This is a genomic window from Nocardioides jishulii, assembly GCF_006007965.1.
In the GTDB taxonomy this organism is placed as follows: Bacteria; Actinomycetota; Actinomycetes; order Propionibacteriales; family Nocardioidaceae; genus Nocardioides; species Nocardioides jishulii.
In genome coordinates, this window is record NZ_CP040748.1 from 2041502 (window position 1) to 2058674 (window position 17173).

14 protein-coding genes and 1 pseudogene are annotated in these 17173 nt (G+C 71.1%); 5 read left to right on the forward strand and 10 right to left on the reverse strand.

Annotated features, from left to right (window positions below):
- Positions 1-114 precede the first annotated feature (114 nt).
- Positions 115-1563, reverse strand: a pseudogene (locus FCL41_RS09640) (glycine hydroxymethyltransferase).
- Between the two features lie 332 nt (positions 1564-1895).
- Here FCL41_RS09640 and FCL41_RS09645 point away from each other — a divergent pair.
- The 3 genes from FCL41_RS09645 to FCL41_RS09655 all read left to right on the forward strand — a co-directional run bounded on the left by FCL41_RS09645 (position 1896) and on the right by FCL41_RS09655 (position 5392).
- Entirely contained in the window at positions 1896-3593 is a 1698-nt protein-coding gene (locus FCL41_RS09645) for a nitrite/sulfite reductase (protein ID WP_137065827.1), read from the forward strand.
- A 162-nt stretch (positions 3594-3755) separates the two neighbouring features.
- Complete coding sequence (locus FCL41_RS09650; protein ID WP_137065828.1) at positions 3756-4502, forward strand: phosphoadenylyl-sulfate reductase; 747 nt, start codon at positions 3756-3758, stop codon at positions 4500-4502.
- A 146-nt stretch (positions 4503-4648) separates the two neighbouring features.
- A complete protein-coding gene (locus tag FCL41_RS09655) occupies positions 4649-5392 on the forward strand; it encodes a sirohydrochlorin chelatase (protein ID WP_137065829.1) in 744 nt (247 codons plus the stop codon).
- Between the two features lie 112 nt (positions 5393-5504).
- On the opposite strand, the gene FCL41_RS09660 is transcribed toward FCL41_RS09655, so the two are convergent.
- The 8 genes from FCL41_RS09660 to FCL41_RS09695 form a co-directional block, all read right to left on the reverse strand.
- Entirely contained in the window at positions 5505-5885 is a 381-nt protein-coding gene (locus FCL41_RS09660; RefSeq protein WP_137065830.1) for a DUF3037 domain-containing protein, read from the reverse strand.
- Positions 5882-6631: a HipA family kinase gene (locus FCL41_RS09665; RefSeq protein WP_239021601.1), complete on the reverse strand. Its 750-nt coding sequence runs from the start codon at positions 6629-6631 to the stop codon at positions 5882-5884. Before FCL41_RS09665 ends, FCL41_RS09660 begins: the two co-directional genes overlap by 4 nt.
- Positions 6632-6639: 8 nt before the next feature.
- On the reverse strand, positions 6640-7497 hold the full coding sequence (locus FCL41_RS09670) for a PPK2 family polyphosphate kinase (RefSeq protein ID WP_137065832.1): 858 nt from the start codon (positions 7495-7497) through the stop codon (positions 6640-6642).
- A gap of 7 nt (positions 7498-7504) precedes the next feature.
- A complete protein-coding gene (locus FCL41_RS09675) occupies positions 7505-8101 on the reverse strand; it encodes a regulatory protein RecX (RefSeq protein WP_137065833.1) in 597 nt (198 codons plus the stop codon).
- On the reverse strand, positions 8091-9173 hold the full coding sequence (recA, locus tag FCL41_RS09680; RefSeq protein ID WP_137065834.1) for a recombinase RecA: 1083 nt from the start codon (positions 9171-9173) through the stop codon (positions 8091-8093). The genes FCL41_RS09675 and recA overlap by 11 nt, the downstream gene beginning before the upstream one ends.
- A gap of 155 nt (positions 9174-9328) precedes the next feature.
- Positions 9329-10636 (reverse strand): MFS transporter, encoded by a 1308-nt coding sequence (locus FCL41_RS09685; protein WP_137065835.1) that lies wholly within the window; start codon positions 10634-10636, stop codon positions 9329-9331.
- A complete protein-coding gene (locus FCL41_RS09690) occupies positions 10633-10827 on the reverse strand; it encodes a DUF3046 domain-containing protein (protein WP_137065836.1) in 195 nt (64 codons plus the stop codon). The genes FCL41_RS09685 and FCL41_RS09690 overlap by 4 nt, the downstream gene beginning before the upstream one ends.
- A gap of 10 nt (positions 10828-10837) precedes the next feature.
- Positions 10838-11413, reverse strand: coding sequence for a DinB family protein (locus tag FCL41_RS09695; RefSeq protein ID WP_137065837.1), 576 nt, complete (start codon positions 11411-11413; stop codon positions 10838-10840).
- Between the two features lie 85 nt (positions 11414-11498).
- Between FCL41_RS09695 and FCL41_RS09700 the strand changes: the two genes are divergently transcribed.
- Positions 11499-16013 (forward strand): ATP-dependent helicase, encoded by a 4515-nt coding sequence (locus FCL41_RS09700; protein WP_137065838.1) that lies wholly within the window; start codon positions 11499-11501, stop codon positions 16011-16013.
- Entirely contained in the window at positions 16006-16785 is a 780-nt protein-coding gene (locus FCL41_RS09705) for a DNA-formamidopyrimidine glycosylase family protein (RefSeq protein WP_137065839.1), read from the forward strand. Before FCL41_RS09700 ends, FCL41_RS09705 begins: the two co-directional genes overlap by 8 nt.
- A 78-nt stretch (positions 16786-16863) precedes the next feature.
- On the opposite strand, the gene FCL41_RS09710 is transcribed toward FCL41_RS09705, so the two are convergent.
- Positions 16864-17166, reverse strand: coding sequence for a helix-turn-helix domain-containing protein (locus tag FCL41_RS09710; RefSeq protein ID WP_137065840.1), 303 nt, complete (start codon positions 17164-17166; stop codon positions 16864-16866).
- Between the last annotated feature and the right edge of the window lie 7 nt (positions 17167-17173).

The window sequence follows — 17173 nt, forward strand, 5'->3', positions numbered from 1 at the left end:
GGAGCGGGTTGTGTGCGCGAATGGGCCGTCCTGACGGCGTGTCGAGTCGATTCGTGCACACAACGCACGTGGCCCCCGCCCTCGAGGGGCAGGGGCCACGCGCTCGGACTCGGCTCAGGAGAGCTCGAGACCCGGGTAGAGCGGGTTGGCGTCGAGCAGCTCGGCGCTGGCGGCGCGCACGCGGTCAGCGACGCCGTCCGCGAGGACGTACGACGCCTTCGACGGGCCACCGGCCTTCGTGGTGCCGGGCTTGGTGTTCGACAGCACGTCGACGATGAGCTCGGCCACCGTGTCGAACTCGGCCTGACCGAAGCCACGGGTGGTGAGCGCAGGCGTGCCGAGGCGGATGCCGGAGGTGTACCAGGCGCCGTTCGGGTCGGCCGGGACGGAGTTGCGGTTGGTGACGACGCCGGCGTCGAGCAGCGCCGACTCCGCCTGGCGACCGGTGAGGCCGTAGGAGGAGACGTCGACCAGGACCCAGGTGGTTGTCGGTACCGCCCGTCACCCCAGGTTGGTGTCGCGCTTCAGGAAGCCCTCGGCGAGGTGCTGGGCGTTGTCGGCGACCTGCTGGGCGTACGACTGGAACTCCGTGGTGCGCGCCTCGGCGAACGCGACGGCCTTGGCCGCCATGACGTGGCTCAGCGGACCACCGAGGACCATCGGGCAGCCGCGGTCGACGGAGGGCGCGTACTCCTCGGTGGCGAGGATGAAGCCACCGCGCGGGCCGCGCAGCGACTTGTGCGAGGTCGAGGTGACGACGTCGGCGTAGGGAACCGGGTTCTCCTCACCGGTGAAGACCTTGCCGGCGACCAGACCCGCGAAGTGGGCCATGTCGACCATCAGGGTGGCGCCGACCTCGTCGGCGATCTCGCGCATCTTGGCGAAGTTGACCCGGCGCGGGTAGGCGGAGTAGCCGGCCACGAGGATCAGCGGCTTGAACTCCTTCGCCTTGGCGCGCAGCGCGTCGTAGTCGATCAGGCCGGTCGCCGGGTCGGTGCCGTACTGGTTCTGGTGGAACATCTTGCCGGAGATGTTCGGGCGGAAGCCGTGCGTCAGGTGGCCACCCGCGTCGAGCGACATGCCCAGCAGGCGCTGGTTGCCGAGCTCGCCGCGCAGCTTCTCCCAGTCGGCCTCGGTGAGGTCGTTCATGTTCTTGACGCCGACGTTCTTCAGCCAGGGGCCCTCCACGCGGTGGGCGAGGATGGCCCAGTACGCGGTGAGGTTGGCGTCGATGCCGGAGTGCGGCTGGACGTAGGCGTACTCGGCGCCGAAGAGCTCGCGCGCGTGCTCGGCGGCCAGCGACTCGACGGTGTCGACGTTCTGGCAGCCGGCGTAGAAGCGGTGACCGACGGTGCCCTCCGCGTACTTGTCGCTGAACCAGGTGCCCATGGTGAGCAGCACGGCCGGCGACGCGTAGTTCTCGGAGGCGATGAGCTTCAGCGAACCTCGCTGGTCGGCCAGCTCCTGCCGAGTGGCCTCGGCGATGCGGGGCTCGACGGAGGCGATCACCTTCAGGGCGGAGTCGTACGCAGCGCTTGCGGTGGCGGCAACAGAGTCGGTCATGGCCCCAGCCTAATTCGTGCGGTCCGGCCCCGCCGGAGGGCACTCCTACAGGGGTGTGACCTGCGCCTCACGAGGCCTTTCCCTTCCGCTTGGCATACCCCAAATGGTGTCCATATATTGGTACGAGCATCCACGATACGAGATGACGAGTTGTGGCAAGTGTGTCCGCACGATGAGACTCGCCGCGTGATCAGCCGAGAAACTCACGCTTACCTCGTGGCCCGCCGCCACGTGGACCTGATGCGCATCGGCAGCATGACCTGTTGTCCCCGCTGAACCTCCGACTGACCGACGCACGGCCTGCTCCCCCTCAGCGAATCTAGGACCACGCAATGACTGCCACCCCCGCTCCAGCCCGTCCCCGCCGCAAGCGCGGTGAAGGCCAGTGGGCTCTGGGTTACACCGAGCCGCTCAACAAGAACGAGCAGAGCAAGAAGGACGACAACCCCCTCAACGTCCGCGGGCGCATCCTCGGCATCTACTCCAAGCGCGGATTCGACTCGATCGACCCGGCCGACCTGCGCGGCCGGTTCCGCTGGATGGGCCTCTACACCCAGCGCGCCCCCGGCTTCGACGGCGGCAAGACCGCGACGCTGGAGGAGGAGGAGCTGGACGACCGCTACTTCATGATGCGCGTCCGCACCGACGGAGCCATCCTGGACGCGGCCGCCCTGCGCGCGCTGGGGACCGTGTCGGTCGACCACGCCCGTGGCACCGCCGACATCACCGACCGCAACAACATCCAGTACCACTGGATCCAGATCGAGGACGTCCCGGAGATCTGGGAGCGCCTGGAGGCCGTCGGCCTGACCACGCTCGAGGCGTGCGGCGACTCGCCCCGCCCCTTCCTGGGCTCGCCGGTCGCCGGCATCGCCAAGGACGAGATCATCGACGGCACCCCGGCCATGGACGAGATCAAGCGCCGCGTGCTCGACAACCCCGAGTTCTCGAACCTGCCCCGCAAGTTCAAGACCTCGGTGAGCGGGCACCCCAGCCACGACGCCGCCCCCGAGATCAACGACGTCTCCTTCGTCGGCACCGTCCACCCCGAGCACGGCCCGGGCTTCGACCTGTGGGTCGGCGGCGGACTCTCCACCAACCCGATGCTGGCAGTGAAGCTCGGCGTGTGGATCCCGCTCGACGAGGTGGCCGACGCCTGGGAGGGCGTCTGCGGCATCTTCCGCGACTACGGCTACCGCCGCCTGCGCTCCAAGGCCCGCCTCAAGTTCCTGGTCGCCGACTGGGGCATGGAGAAGTTCCGCGAGGTCCTCGAGACCGAGTACCTCAAGCGCACGCTCGTCTCCAACCCCTCCCCCGGCGTCCCGACCCGTCAGGGCGACCACGTGGGGGTGCACGAGCAGAACGACGGCAAGTTCTACGTCGGCGCCGCGCCCGTCGTGGGCCGCATCAACGGCGAGCTGCTCGTCGCCCTCGGCGACCTGGTGGAGAAGTACGGCGCCCGCGGCGTACGCCTGACCGCCTGGCAGAAGCTCGTGGTGATCGGCGTCGACGGCGCGGACACCGAGGCCCTCGTCGCCGACCTCCGCACCATCGGCCTGGACGCCCGTCCCTCCAACTGGCGCCGCAACACCATGGCCTGCACGGGCATCGAGTTCTGCAAACTCGCGATCGTCGAGACCAAGGCACGCGCAGCCGACCTCATCGGTGTGCTGGAGCAGCGCTTCCCCGACCTCGACACGCCGATCACCGTCAACGTCAACGGCTGCCCCAACGCCTGCGCCCGGACCCAGATCGCCGACATCGGCCTGAAGGGGCAGCTCGTGATGGACGCCGATGGTCGCCAGGTCGAGGGCTTCCAGGTGCACCTGGGCGGGGCGCTGGGCCTGCAGGCCAACTTCGGCCGCAAGCTGCGCGCCCACAAGGTGACCAGCGCCGGCCTCGACGACTACATCACCGCCGTGGTCACCAACTACCTCGCCGAGCGCACCGAGGGCGAGCAGTTCGCGGCGTGGGCCGCACGCACCGACGAGGCGAACCTTCGCGGCGACCTCGTCCTGGAACGGGCCTGACATGTCAGAGCGTTCGCAGCCCAACCACTGCCCCTACTGCGGTGACGACAACCTGTGGCCCCGCGAGGCCGAGCAGGGGCTGTCCGCGTGGGAGTGCCGGTCCTGCCTGCGCTCGTTCGGCCTGAAGATGTTCGGTTTGATCCCCCGACCCGAGGTGAGTTCATGACGACCGAGACCACGAGCGCGGCGCGGGCCTTCCGCGGCACGCACACCGAGGGGCGCTCCCCCGAGGAGCTGCGTGAGCTCGTGTCGCACATGGGCGCGGAGCTCGAGCTGGCGCCTGCCGAGCACATCATCGAGTGGGCCTTCGCGACCTTCGGGGAGCGCTTCTGCATCACGTCCTCGATGGGTGACGCCGTCCTGGCGCACCTGGCATCGACGGTCGCGCCGGGCATCAACGTGGTCTTCCTCGACACGGGCTACCACTTCGCCGAGACCATCGGCACCCGTGACGCCGTCGAGGCGGTGCTCAACGTCAACCTGATCACCATCGAGCCCCCGCTCACGGTGGCGCAGCAGGACGCCGAGTACGGCAAGGACCTCTACCGGACCAACCCAGACCTCTGCTGCAAGCTGCGCAAGGTGCAGCCCCTGCAGGAGACGCTCGACGGTTTCGACGCCTGGGCCTCGGGCCTGCGACGCGCCGAGACCGCCAACCGGGTCATCGCTCCGGTGATCGGGTGGGACGCCCGCCGCGGCAAGGTCAAGGTGTCCCCCATCGCCCGCTGGAGCGACGAGCAGGTGGAGCAGTACATCGCCGAGAACGGCGTGCTGGTCAACCCGCTCGTGTACGACGGCTACCCCTCGATCGGCTGCTGGCCCTGCACACGACGCGTTGCTCCGGGTGACGACCCGCGCAGCGGCCGCTGGGCCGGTACCAACAAGACGGAGTGCGGAATCCACTCCTGACCAGCACCACCACGAATCGCACCACCAGCTCCACCACACCCACCACTGATTCACCGCACCACTGATTCACCGCACCACAGCACCACCACCCGAATCGACAAAGGCGTCGATGCACGGCACACCACTGGAGAAATGGGAGGTCTCTGATGGCTGCTCCTGCGTTGGTTGCACTCGCCCACGGAAGCCGCGACCCGCGGTCCGCGGCGACGGTCAAGGCACTCGTCGAGGAGGTCCGCCGCATGCGGCCGGACCTTCGGATCGAGCACGCGTTCCTCGACCTGGCCAAGCCCTCGTTCACCACCACGGTCGACAAGCTCGTCCGTGCCGGATTCGACGAGATCGTCGTCGTCCCGCTGCTGCTCACCGAGGCCTACCACGCCAAGGTGGACGTCCCCGAGGCCGTCGCCGAGGCCATGAGCCGGCACGCCGGCCTCCAGATCCGGGCCACCTCGGTGCTCGGCCTGGAGTCGAGCTTTCTCGACGTGCTCGACATCCGCATGCGCGAGGCGCTGAAGGAGAGCCGCGTACGAGAGCTCGACGCGCTCGTCCTGGCCTCGGCCGGTTCTTCGGACCCGCTCGCCAACCAGTCGGTGGCGCGACTGGCCCGCCTGTGGGGCGCGCGGCACAAGCTGCCCGTGACCGCCGCGTTCGCCTCGGCCGCCCCGCCGGCGACCGGTGAGGCGGTACGCGCGTTCCGCACCCAGGGACGACGCCACATCGCCGTGGCCTCGCTCTTCCTGGCTCCGGGCCTGCTGCCCGACCGGGCAGCAGAGCTCGCGCTGGAAGCGGGAGCCGTCGCGGTGTCGAAGCCGTTGGGCGCCCACCCCGAGGTCGCCCGGACCATCTTGGCTCGCTACGCCGTCGGTGCGGTCGAGCTGGTCCCCGTCTGAGGGAGAACCCCTCTGAGCGACAACCCCACGAGGATCTGCACCACGTGAGAGCCCGCGGCCGTCCGGCCGCGGGCTCTCGCGCGTGTCGGGACCGCGGAATACGACCCGGCGCCTACCCGACCAGGTGCGAGAGCAGTCGTGTCAGGGCCTCGGCGGGGTCGTCGGCCACGCCGCCGTGCACCGGACCGGGCTGCACCACCGTCGACTTGGGCGCCTTGAGGAAGCCGAACCGCTGGCTCAGCGGACGCGTCGATGCCTCGCCGCCCCGCTCGTCACCGACGCAGACTCCCGTGACGAACTCCAGCGCAGCGCAGACCCGGTCGAGGTCGAGGGAGGGGGCGAAGGCGGCGAGCCGCTCCCGGTCCACGTCCCACTCGACGGCGAGGAAGTCGGCCTCCTGGCAGTAGAGCACCACGCCGACGTTGACGAACTCCTCGCGGTCGGGGCGCGGCACGCAGCGCAGGACGGCGTACTGGTAGGCGTACGCGGTCATGAGGTCACCTCCGGCAGCCAGGACGCACTTCCCAGACGGGCGGTCAAGAAGTCGACGTATGCCCGGCGGAGATCCTCGGGCGAGGTGTCGGGGGTGGAGTGCAGCCACTCGTCGGGCACCTCGGCCACCACCTCCTCGAAGACCTCGCGGGAGAGCACCGTGCGGGCCCGGACATCCGCCTCCGCCACCTCGGGGAGGTGGCGCCTCAGCACGTGGTCGGAGGAGTCCCACGGTTGGGCGGCGAAGCGGGCCGGGTCGGTGACGCCGCGGCTCCAGGCGTGGTGGAAGTAGAGGGAGGCGCCGTGGTCGATGACCCACACCTGCCCGTGCCAGACCAGGAGGTTGGGGTTGCGCCAGCTGCGGTCGACGTTCGCGGTGAACGCGTCGAGCCACAGGATCATGCCGTGGTCAGTGGCCGAGGCCTCCACGTCACCGTCGAAGCCGAAGGACCCGGGAAGGAAGTCGACGCCCAGGTTGAGACCGACGCTGGCGACCAGCAGGTCCTGCACCTCCTCGTCCGCCTCGTAGCGCGCGATCGCACGATCGAGCTCGAGGGCGACGAGGCGCGGCGTCCGCAGGCCCAGCCGGGTGGCCAGACCGCTGACGATCACCTCGGCGACGAGGACGCGTACGCCTTGGCCGGCACCGGAGAACTTGCAGACGTAGGTCCCGAGGTCGTCGGCCTCGACGATGCCGGGCAGGCTGCCGCCTTCACGTAGCGGGGTGACGTACCTGGAGACCCCCACACGAGGGATCACTCGATCACCAACGCTTCGAGACGCGCGCGCTCAGCGGCCACGTCGAAGTCCGCCACCGGCCAGCGCAGGTCCATCCGCGCGAGCGTGTCGTGCAACAGCGCGGCCACGGCGAGGTTGCGGTACCACTTGTGGTCGGCGGGGATCACGAACCAGCCGGCGTCGGGGTGGTGGGTGCGCTCCAGGGCAATCTCGTACGCCCGCTGGTACTGCGGCCACAGGGCCCGCTCGTCCACGTCGCCCGGGTTGAACTTCCAGTGCTTCTCGGGGTTGTCGAGACGCTTGAGCAGACGCTTCTTCTGCTCGTCGGCCCCCACGTGCAGCATGCACTTGACGACCGTGACGCCGTCCGCGACGAGCTCCTGCTCGAAGTCGACGATCTGGTCGTAGCGGCGCTCGATCTCCTCGGGGGACGAGTAGCCCCGCACCCGGTGGATCAGCACGTCCTCGTAGTGGCTGCGGTCGAAGACCCCGATGTAACCAGCGTCGGGCAGCGCCTGACGGATGCGCCAGAGGAAGTCGTGCTCCAGCTCCTCGGGAGTGGGTGCTTTGAAAGCCTTGATCTTCAGCCCTTGGGGATCGACGAGCCCGAGGGACTTGCGGATCACCCCTCCCTTGCCGCTGGTGTCCATGCCCTGGAGGATCAGCAGGACGCGTCGGGAGGCATCGTGCTCACGCCCGGCCCACAACCGCTCCTGCAGGTCCGCCAGCTCCTGGCCGATCGAGGCCAGCGCCGCCTCGCCCGCGGCCTTGTCGCCTGTGAAGCCCGGCGTGCCGTCGGTCGGGAGCGCGGTCAGGTCCACCGGCCCGGGGGGCAGTGCGAGAGCTGTCGTGTCGAACGTCAAGTCGTCACCCATGCGTCCATCATGGCTGACCGTCGTACTCCTCGTCGCGCTCCCCCAGTGCGTCACGGACCACGGCGTAGGCGAGCCCGCTGGAGTAGCCCTTGCGAGCCAGCATCGACACCAGTCGACGCGTGGCGGTCTGGTGGTCGACGGACCGCAACGAACGCATCTTCTTCGCCACGAGCGCCTCTGCCGCCGCGCGTTCGTCGTCGGGGTCGATCTCGGCGATCGTCTCCTTGACGATCTCGTCGTCGACGCCCTTGCGACGCAGCTCCTGGGCCAGAGCTCGTCCGGCCAGGCCCTTGCCCGGCTGGCGCGAAGCGATCCACATCCGGGCGAACGCCTCGTCGTCGACCAGACCGACCTCCTCGAACCGGTCGAGCAGCCGGGTGGCGATCTCCTCAGGGACGTTTCGCTGCGCCAGCTTGTCGGCCAGCTGTTTGCGACTGCGTGCCTGACCGGTCAGCTGGTCGAGCAGGATCTTGCGCGCCACCTCTTCGGCATCGGCAGGAGGACCGGCCTGGACCGGGTCGACGGGGATCTCCCCGGTCCAGGCGGCCACACCCGCATGCACGTCACCGACCCACGGGTCGATGTCGTGCGACTCAGAAGTCATCGACCCCGATGGGCTCGTCGGACAGGTCGTCCGCAGGAACGTTGACCTGCGGGCCGACGCCCAGCTTCTCGAGGATCTTCTTCTCGATCTCGTTGGCCAGGTCGGGGTTGTCCCGCAGGAAGGAGCGCGAGTTCTCCTTGCCCTGGCCGAGCTGGTCGCCCTCGTAGGTGTACCAGGCACCGGCCTTGCGGATGATGCCTTCCTCCACGCCCACGTCGATGAGGCCACCCTCGCGGCTGATGCCCTTGCCGTACATGATGTCGAACTCGGCCTGCTTGAACGGCGGCGCGACCTTGTTCTTCACGACCTTGACGCGGGTGCGGTTGCCGACCATCTCCTGGCCGTCCTTCAGCGTCTCGATGCGGCGGACGTCGAGGCGGACCGAGGAGTAGAACTTCAGCGCGCGACCACCGGTCGTGGTCTCCGGCGAGCCGAACATCACGCCGATCTTCTCGCGCAGCTGGTTGATGAAGATGGCGGTGGTGCCGGAGTTGTTGAGGGCACCGGTCATCTTGCGGAGCGCCTGGCTCATCAGACGGGCCTGGAGGCCGACGTGGCTGTCGCCCATCTCGCCCTCGATCTCGGCACGGGGCACCAGAGCGGCCACGGAGTCGATGACGATGAGGTCCAGGGCACCGGAGCGGATCAGCATGTCGGCGATCTCGAGGGCCTGCTCACCGGAGTCGGGCTGCGAGACCAGCAGGGCGTCGGTGTCGACGCCGAGGTTCTTCGCGTAGTCCGGGTCGAGCGCGTGCTCGGCGTCGATGAAGGCCACGATGCCGCCGGCAGCCTGGGCGCTGGCGACCGCGTGGAGCGCGACCGTCGTCTTACCCGAGGACTCAGGGCCGTAGATCTCGACGACTCGACCGCGCGGGAGACCACCGAGGCCGAGGGCGATGTCGAGGGCGATGGCGCCGGTGGGGATGACCTCCAGCGGAGCGCGGGTCTCGTCTCCGAGCCGCATGACGGAGCCCTTGCCGAAGGACTTCTCGATGTTGGCGAGCGCGGCATCGAGTGCCGACCCCTTGTCGCCCCCGCGGGTCACGGGCGCCTTCTTCGATGCAGCAGCCATTGCAGTTCCATTCTCGTCGTCGGTGGTGCAGGTACTTCTTCGACGCTAGAGCGAGCCACCGACAAAAAGCCTGATCAGCCTGTCGAGCTGTGGACAACCTCGCCCTGCGTCGTACCTGTGAGCACGACCCTACCCGAACACCTGTTCGACAACACTCAGTGCGGTGCGGCGTGTCGTGCAGCGTGGGTCGAGGCGTGACGCAGCGCCGCGACCCCGGCCCCCAGGACGGCCAGCGCGAGCACGGCTGCGTAGGCGTTGAGCGCTCCGTAGCCCCACTGCCCCACGATCACGCCCGCCAGGGCGCTCCCCACCGCGGCGGCCAGCGACATGGTCATGTCAGCGGCTCCCTGCACGTCGGCACGGACCTCGAGGGGTGCGTGCTCGGCGAGCAGCGTGGAGGCGGCGATCGTGGAGATCGACCACCCCAGCCCGAGGAGGAACAGGCCGGCGAAGATCTGCCACGAGCTGCCCTGCGGAGAGATCCCGCTGAGCAGCAGTGCCGTCAGCAGGACGCCCGCACCCACCACGAGCAGGCGGGCTCGTCCCCACCGGTCCGCGGCCCAGCCGGAGAGCGGCGCGAAGGCGAACATGCCCAGGACGTGGATCGAGATGACGAACCCGATGACGCGCAGCTCGGCACCACCGTGCTCCATGTGCAACGGCGTCATGACCATGACGGCCACCATCGTGGCGTGCGCGCCGGCGAGGCCGAGCGTGGCCGCGACCAGCAGCGGATGGCTCCGCAACGCGGTCCAGACCTCACGCAGGGAGGGCGGCGTCGGCACCCCACCCGACAGCTCGTGCCCGTCGCCGGCGAGCCGCCGTGCGGTCAGCAGCGGGTCCGGACGGAGCAGCACAGCCGCCAGGAGCCCTGCGGCGGCGGTGCCGACCGCGCCGAGCACGAACGGTCCGGTGAGCTCCGGCACCGACAGGACGTCGGCCAGCCCGGCCGCGGGGCCGGTGAGGTTGGGGCCGACGACGGCGCCGATGGTCGTGGCCCAGACGACGACGGACAGGGCTCGGGCCTTGTGCGCGGGAGCGGCCAGGTCGGTGGCGGCGTACCGGGCCGCGTTGTTGGAGGCGGACGCCGAGCCGAGCAGGACCATGGCCACGAGCAGCAGGGCGATCGAGCCCACGGTCCCGGCGACGACCGCGAGGAGCGCACCGCAGGCAGCCGCCAGGTAGCCGGTGACCAGACCGACCCGGCGCCCACGACGCGACATCACGCGGGCGAGGAGGAAGGCCGCAGCCGCGGTCCCGAGCACCTGGAACGTCTGGGACAGCCCGGCCATGGCCTCTGAGCCGGACAGGTCCCGCGCCAGCAACGACGACGTCGCGATGCCGATGGTGATGCCCAGGGCACCGGTCGCCTGGACAGCGACCAGGCTCCCCACGGTCCTGCGCTGCACGCCGGCGACGTCGAGCGTCGCGCCGGTGTCCGGGAGGGTCTCGGGGCGGCTCACCGCAGGCGCTCGGGCAGCTCGAGCACCGACCACACCGCGCGCCAGACCTCCTTCGGCGGGACACCCGCCGCCAGGGCCTCCGTGGCGGTCCGCGAGCCGAGGTCCGCGATCACGAACAGCTCGGCCCAGCTGCGGGAATACCCCTCACCCAGGGCCTCGTCCATCCGCGCCCAGAACTCCGTGTGCCTCATCCGTTGCTCCTCATCGCGGGGAGGGGACGGGACGACCGACGTCGTGCACGTGGTGCAGGACGTCGTGCAGGTGGTACTGCCCCAGCGTCCGCACCGTGAAGACGCTGCCGTTGCTGCGGCGACCCGGGCGGTCGTACGCCTCGGGCGGCACGCTGGCCCACAGCCCCGCCGCGTGGCCGGCGGCCTCCACCAGCTCCACGTCGACGACCGCGGGGTCCTGCTGCCAGTACCGCTCGGACGCGGCGGTCTCGTCCTGGTCCCAGTTCTCGAAGACGGGGTCGTCCTGCTCGAGGAGGAGGCTCAGCCGCCCCGCCATCACCCGGTGGACGTCGCGCACGTGGCAGGCGTACTCCAGGACCGACCAGGTCCTCGGCGCGGGTCGCTCTGCCGCGGCGGGCGCCCGCAGAGCCTCGCCGAGCTCGACGGTGGAGTCGTGGATGAGTCCGGCGAGCGCAGGGACCTCCAGCTCGCCGGGCTCCACGCCGCACTCGTCGCAGCGGCGCTCGAGCACCCACGTCCAGTCCTTGGTCTCGGGGTCGATGACCGGGGGCTCGGTGGAGGGACGTTCGTGTGCCATGAGCACCATGCAACCACTGTCCGGCCGCTCGTGACCACGTGGATTGCGCTCCGGGCCATGTGTGACTGTCGGCACCCGGTGACAAGATGACGCCGTGGCCGCGATCGACGCCTTCAGCGCCCCGACCCGCGAGTGGTTCGAGGCAGCGTTCGCCGCGCCCACCCCCGCCCAGGAGGGCGCCTGGGAGGCGATCTCCCGCGGCCAGCACGCGCTGGTGGTGGCGCCCACCGGCTCGGGCAAGACGCTGAGCGCCTTCCTCTCCGCCCTCGACCGCGTGCTCACCCAGCCGCCCGCCGACGATGCTCCTGCCTGCCGGGTCCTGTACGTCTCCCCGCTCAAGGCCCTGGCCGTCGACGTCGAGCGCAACCTGCGCGCACCGCTCGCCGGGATCCGCCACACGGCCGACCGGCTCGGGGTGTCGGTGCGTGACGTACGCGTCGGCCTGCGGTCGGGCGACACCGACCCGGCCGAGCGTCGACGGCAGGCGACCAAGCCGCCCGACATCCTGATCACCACACCCGAGTCGCTCTTCCTGATGCTCACCAGCCAGGCCCGCGAGGCCCTGCGGGGCGTCGACACCGTCATCCTCGACGAAGTGCACGCCGTGGCCGGCACCAAGCGCGGCGCACACCTGGCGATCAGTCTGGAGCGTCTCGACGCCCTGCTCCCCCGCCCCGCCCAGCGGATCGGGCTCAGCGCGACCGTACGCCCGATCGACGAGGTCGCCCGGTTCCTGGGCGGGGCGGCGCCGGTCGAGGTCGTGGCGCCGCCCAGCCACAAGGAGTGGGACCTGCGCGTCGTGGTGCCGGTCGAGGACATGACCGCTCCCGGGGAGGTGGCGGGTGCCGCCGACCCGACGGACCCGGACGCCACCTCCACCCCCTCGCTGTGGCCCCACGTCGAGGAGCACGTGGTCGACCTGGTCGAGCAGCACCGCTCCACCATCGTCTTCGCCAACTCCCGTCGCCTCGCCGAGCGGCTCACCGCACGCCTCAACGAGATCGCCACCACACGTGCCGGCGGCGACCTGGAGGAGGACCACCGACCTGCCAGCCTCATGGGTGGCTCAGGAGCGACTCGCGGCGCCGGCGAGGTCGTGATCGCCAAGGCCCACCACGGCTCGGTGTCCAAGGAGCAGCGCGCCCTCATCGAGGACGACCTCAAGAACGGACGCCTGCCCTGCGTCGTGGCGACGAGCAGCCTCGAGCTCGGCATCGACATGGGTGCGGTCGACCTCGTCATCCAGATCGAGTCCCCGCCGAGCGTGGCCAGCGCCCTGCAACGCGTCGGCCGCGCCGGACACCAGGTGGGCGAGGTGAGCCGCGGCGTCCTGATGCCGAAGCACCGTGGCGACCTCGCCCAGACCGCCGTCGCGGTGAGCCGGATGCGTTCGGGCCAGATCGAGGCGTTGCGCATCCCGTCCAACCCCCTCGACGTGCTCGCCCAGCAGGTGGTCGCCGCCGTCGCCATGGACGAGTGGGCGGTCGATGACTTCTACACGCTCGTGCAGCGCGCGGCGCCGTACGCCGGGCTGCCCCGCAGCGCGTACGAGGCGACCCTCGACCTGCTGAGCGGGCGCTACCCCAGTGAGGAGTTCGCCGAGCTCCGTCCACGACTCGTGTGGGACCGCGTGGCCGACACCCTGACCGCACGCCCGGGCGCGCAGCGGCTCGCGGTGACGAGCGGCGGCACCATCCCCGACCGCGGTCTCTTCGGCGTCCACCTGGTCGGCGAGGGGTCCGGGCGCCGGGTGGGCGAGCTCGACGAGGAGATGGTCTACGAGTCGCGGGTCGGCGACGTCTTCGCGCTCGGCGCCACCAGCTGGCGGATCGAGGAGATCACCCACGACCGGGTGCTGGTCTCGCCAGCCCCGGGCATCCCGGGCCGCCTGCCCTTCTGGAAGGGCGACACCCTGGGCCGCCCGGCCGAGATGGGTGAGGCGATCGGCGAGCTGGTCCGCCGCCTGGGGACTCTCTCGCCCGAGGCTGCCCGCGCCCACGTGCGCGCCGACGGACTCGACTCGTACGCCGCCGACAACCTGGTGCGCTACCTGGAGGAGCAGCGCGAGGCCACCGGCGTCGTCCCCAACGACGCCCACGTCCTCGTCGAGCGGTGCCGCGACGAGCTCGGCGACTGGCGCCTCGTCCTGCACTCCCCCTACGGCACCTCCGTGCACGCGCCCTGGGCCCTGGCCATCAACGCGCGGCTGCGCGAGCGCTACGGCGTCGAGACCCAGGCCATGGCCAGCGACGACGGCATCGTCATCCGGGTCCCCGACACCGACGCCGATCCCCCGGACGCCTCACTCGTGGTCTTCGACCCCGAGGAGATCGAGGCCGTCGTCACCACCGAGGTCGGCGGGTCCGCGCTCTTCGCCAGCCGGTTCCGGGAGTGCGCCGCCCGAGCCCTCCTGCTGCCCCGGCGCGACCCCGGCCGACGCTCCCCCCTCTGGCAGCAGCGTCAGCGCAGCGCGCAGCTGCTCGAGGTCGCGGCGCAGTACCCCTCGTTCCCGATCGTGCTGGAGGCGGTGCGCGAGTGCCTCCAGGACGTCTACGACCTTCCCGCCCTGGTCTCGGTGCTGCGCGCGGTCCAGCGCCGCGAGATCACCGTCACTGACGTCGAGACCCAGCATCCCTCCCCCTTCGCCGGATCGCTGCTCTTCGGCTACGTCGCCCAGTTCCTGTACGAGGGCGACTCCCCGCTCGCCGAGCGCCGGGCCGCCGCCCTCTCCCTCGACCCGGCGTTGCTGGCCCAGCTCCTGGGCCGCAGCGAGCTGCGCGAGCTCCTCGACCCCACGGTGATCGAGGAGGTCGAACGCGAGGTGCAGTGGCTGGCGCCCGGCCGGCAGGCAAAGAGCGCCGAAGCCCTCGCCGACATGCTGCGCCTCCTGGGGCCGCTCACCACCGAGGAGGTGGCCCAGCGCAGCACCGAGCCCTCTTCCGCCCTCGGCTGGTTGGAGTCGCTCGCCGGGGCCCGACGGGTCGCGCAGGTGCGCATCGCCGGCGTGGAGATGTGGTGCACCGTCGAAGAGGTCGCCCGACTGCGCGACGGTCTGGGGGTCCCGGTGCCGGCCGGGGTGCCCGCCGTCTTCACCGAGCCGGCCGAGGATCCCCTCGGTGACCTCCTGGCCCGCTACGCGCGCACGCACGGCCCGTTCACGCCGTCCGAGCCTGCCACCCGCTTCGGGCTGGGCGTGGCCGTCGTACGCCAGAACCTCGCCCGGCTCGTCGCCCGGGGTCGCGTCGTCGAGGGAGAGTTCCGACCCGACGGTGAGGGCCAGGAGTGGGTCGACGTCGAGGTCCTGCGCCGCATCCGCCGCCGCTCCCTGGCCGCCCTGCGTCAGGAGGTGGAACCCGTCGCGCCGGAGGCGCTCGCCCGCTTCCTGCCGGTCTGGCAGAAGGTGACCGGCAGCGCGAACCGCGTCGGCCTGTGGGGCATCGACGGCGTGCTCACCGCGGTGGAGCAGCTGGCCGGGTGCCCGGTCCCGGCGAGCGCCCTGGAGTCCCTGGTGCTGCCGGCCCGTGTCCGCGACTACGAGCCGTCGTTCCTCGACGAGCTCACCGCGTCGGGCGAAGTGCTGTGGGCCGGCCACGGCGCGCTGCCGGGCACCGACGGCTGGATCAGCCTGCATCCCGCCGACCAGGCCCACCTCACCCTGCCACCGCCGGACGAGACCGAGCTGGATCCACTGTCCCTCGCCGTGCTCGAAGCGCTGGCCCCCGGCGGCGCCTGGTTCTTCCGTCAGCTCTCCGACCTGGTCAGGAGCACGGACGACCGAGCACTGAGCAACGCGCTCTGGAGCCTGGTGTGGAGCGGCCACGTCTCGGGCGACACGGTGGTGCCGCTGCGAGGTCTCCTGCGCGGTGGCTCCACCGCCCACCGCTCCCGGCGCAAGCCCCCTCGGGCCGCCCGGATGCCGTCGCGCACCGGTCCGCCGGAGACCGCGGGACGCTGGTCGTTGCTCCCCCAGCGGGAGAGCGACCCCACCCGTGTGGCGCACGCCCGCGCCGGGCTGCTCCTCGAGCGCCACGGCGTGGTGACCCGCGGCGCCGTGGTCTCCGAACGGGTGCCCGGAGGGTTCGCCGCGGTCTACCGCGTGCTCGGGGCGCTGGAGGAGAACGGTCGCTGCCGTCGGGGCTACTTCGTGGAAGGACTCGGCGCGGCACAGTTCGGCACCTCCGGCTCCATCGACCGCCTGCGCACGTTCGCCGACAGCCCTGAGGAACGGGCCGCCGATCCGGTGGCACTGGCGCTGGCCGCCACGGACCCGGCGAACCCGTACGGCGCGGCCCTGCCGTGGCCCGACTCCGGCGGCGGCCACCGCCCGGGGCGCAAGGCAGGCGCTGTCGTGGTCCTGGTCGACGGGCGCCTGGTCCTCTACGTCGAGCGCGGCGGCAAGACGCTGCTCACGTGGGGCGAGGAGGAGCACGACCTGTTGCCCGCGGCCGCCGCCCTCGCCGACTCCGTGCGTCGCGGGAGCCTGGGGCAGCTCACCGTCGAGAAGGTCGACGGCGAGCCGTTGCTCGGCGCCGGTGACACGGTGCTGCGCCTCGCGATGCACGAGGCGGGCTTCGTCGCCACCCCCCGAGGACTGCGGATCCGTGCCTGAGGGCGACACCGTCTGGCGGGCGGCCCGGGCGCTCGAACGCGCGCTCGCCGGCCAGGTGGTCGTGCGCAGCGACTTCCGCGTGCCCGAGCTGGCCACCGTCGACCTCAACGGCGCCCGTGTGGTCAGCAGCCGCTCGCGGGGCAAGCACCTCCTGCTGCGGCTCGACCACGACCAGCCCTGGACGTTGCACACCCACCTCAAGATGGAGGGCACCTGGCGCACCTACCGCCCCGGGGAGGCGTGGCAGCGACCTGCCCACACCGCTCGGGTGGTGCTGGAGACCGGCACCACCACGGCGGTCGGCTTCTCCCTCGGCATCGTGGAGCTGCTGCCACGGGACCAGGAGGCGGCACGGCTCGCCCACCTCGGCCCGGACCTGCTGGGGCCCGACTGGGACGAGGACGAAGCGCTGCGCCGCCTGCTCTCCGACCCGGGGACGCCGTTGGTCCAGGCCCTGCAGGACCAGACCCTGATGGCTGGCGTCGGCAACATGTACGCGTGCGAGCTCAGCTTCCTGACGGGCCGCTCGCCCTTCACGCCGGTGGGTGAGGTCGAAGGGCTCCCCCGCCTCGTACGCCGGGCGCACCAGCTCCTCATGCTCAACAAGGAGCGAGCGTCGCAGTCCACCACCGGCGACCTGCGACCGGCTCGGCGGACGTGGGTCTACCGGCAGCGGGAGTGCCGACGCTGCGGGCGATCCGTCTCGGTCGGCGCGGTGGGCAAGGACGGGCAGGAGCGCACCACGTACTGGTGCTCCCACTGCCAGCCCTGAGGACGGCAGCCCTGAGGAGGCAGCTCTGAGGACAACCCCAGCGTCGACCCCTCGGGCGGCACCGCCCCGAGGAGTGACTCAGGCAGCGGAGGCCACGACCTCGGCGGCCGGACGAGCGGTGTCGAGGGTGGCCACGCGGTCCAGCCCCTCTTCGCGGGCGACCACGGCGCTGGCCTCACGCAGGACGTAGGAGAGCGGCACGTCGAGGGCCGCGCACAGTGAGGCGAGGAGCTCCGAGGAGGCCTCCTTCTGACCACGCTCGATCTCCGAGATGTATCCCAGGGAGACACGGGCCTCGGCCGACACCTCACGCAACGTCAGACCACGCTCCATCCGGGTGGCGCGCAACACCTCGCCCAGCGTCCGGCGAAACAGCACCATGCGTCCT

Coding starts and splice junctions, on each gene's coding strand:
- FCL41_RS09645 (WP_137065827.1), top strand. CDS start 1,896: ATGACTGCCACCCCCGCTCCAGCCCGTCCCCGCCGCAAGCGCGGTGAA.
- FCL41_RS09650 (WP_137065828.1), top strand. CDS start 3,756: ATGACGACCGAGACCACGAGCGCGGCGCGGGCCTTCCGCGGCACGCAC.
- FCL41_RS09655 (WP_137065829.1), top strand. CDS start 4,649: ATGGCTGCTCCTGCGTTGGTTGCACTCGCCCACGGAAGCCGCGACCCG.
- FCL41_RS09660 (WP_137065830.1), bottom strand. CDS start 5,885: ATGACCGCGTACGCCTACCAGTACGCCGTCCTGCGCTGCGTGCCGCGC.
- FCL41_RS09670 (WP_137065832.1), bottom strand. CDS start 7,497: ATGGGTGACGACTTGACGTTCGACACGACAGCTCTCGCACTGCCCCCC.
- FCL41_RS09675 (WP_137065833.1), bottom strand. CDS start 8,101: ATGACTTCTGAGTCGCACGACATCGACCCGTGGGTCGGTGACGTGCAT.
- recA (WP_137065834.1), bottom strand. CDS start 9,173: ATGGCTGCTGCATCGAAGAAGGCGCCCGTGACCCGCGGGGGCGACAAG.
- FCL41_RS09690 (WP_137065836.1), bottom strand. CDS start 10,827: ATGAGGCACACGGAGTTCTGGGCGCGGATGGACGAGGCCCTGGGTGAG.
- FCL41_RS09695 (WP_137065837.1), bottom strand. CDS start 11,413: ATGGTGCTCATGGCACACGAACGTCCCTCCACCGAGCCCCCGGTCATC.
- FCL41_RS09710 (WP_137065840.1), bottom strand. CDS start 17,166: ATGGTGCTGTTTCGCCGGACGCTGGGCGAGGTGTTGCGCGCCACCCGG.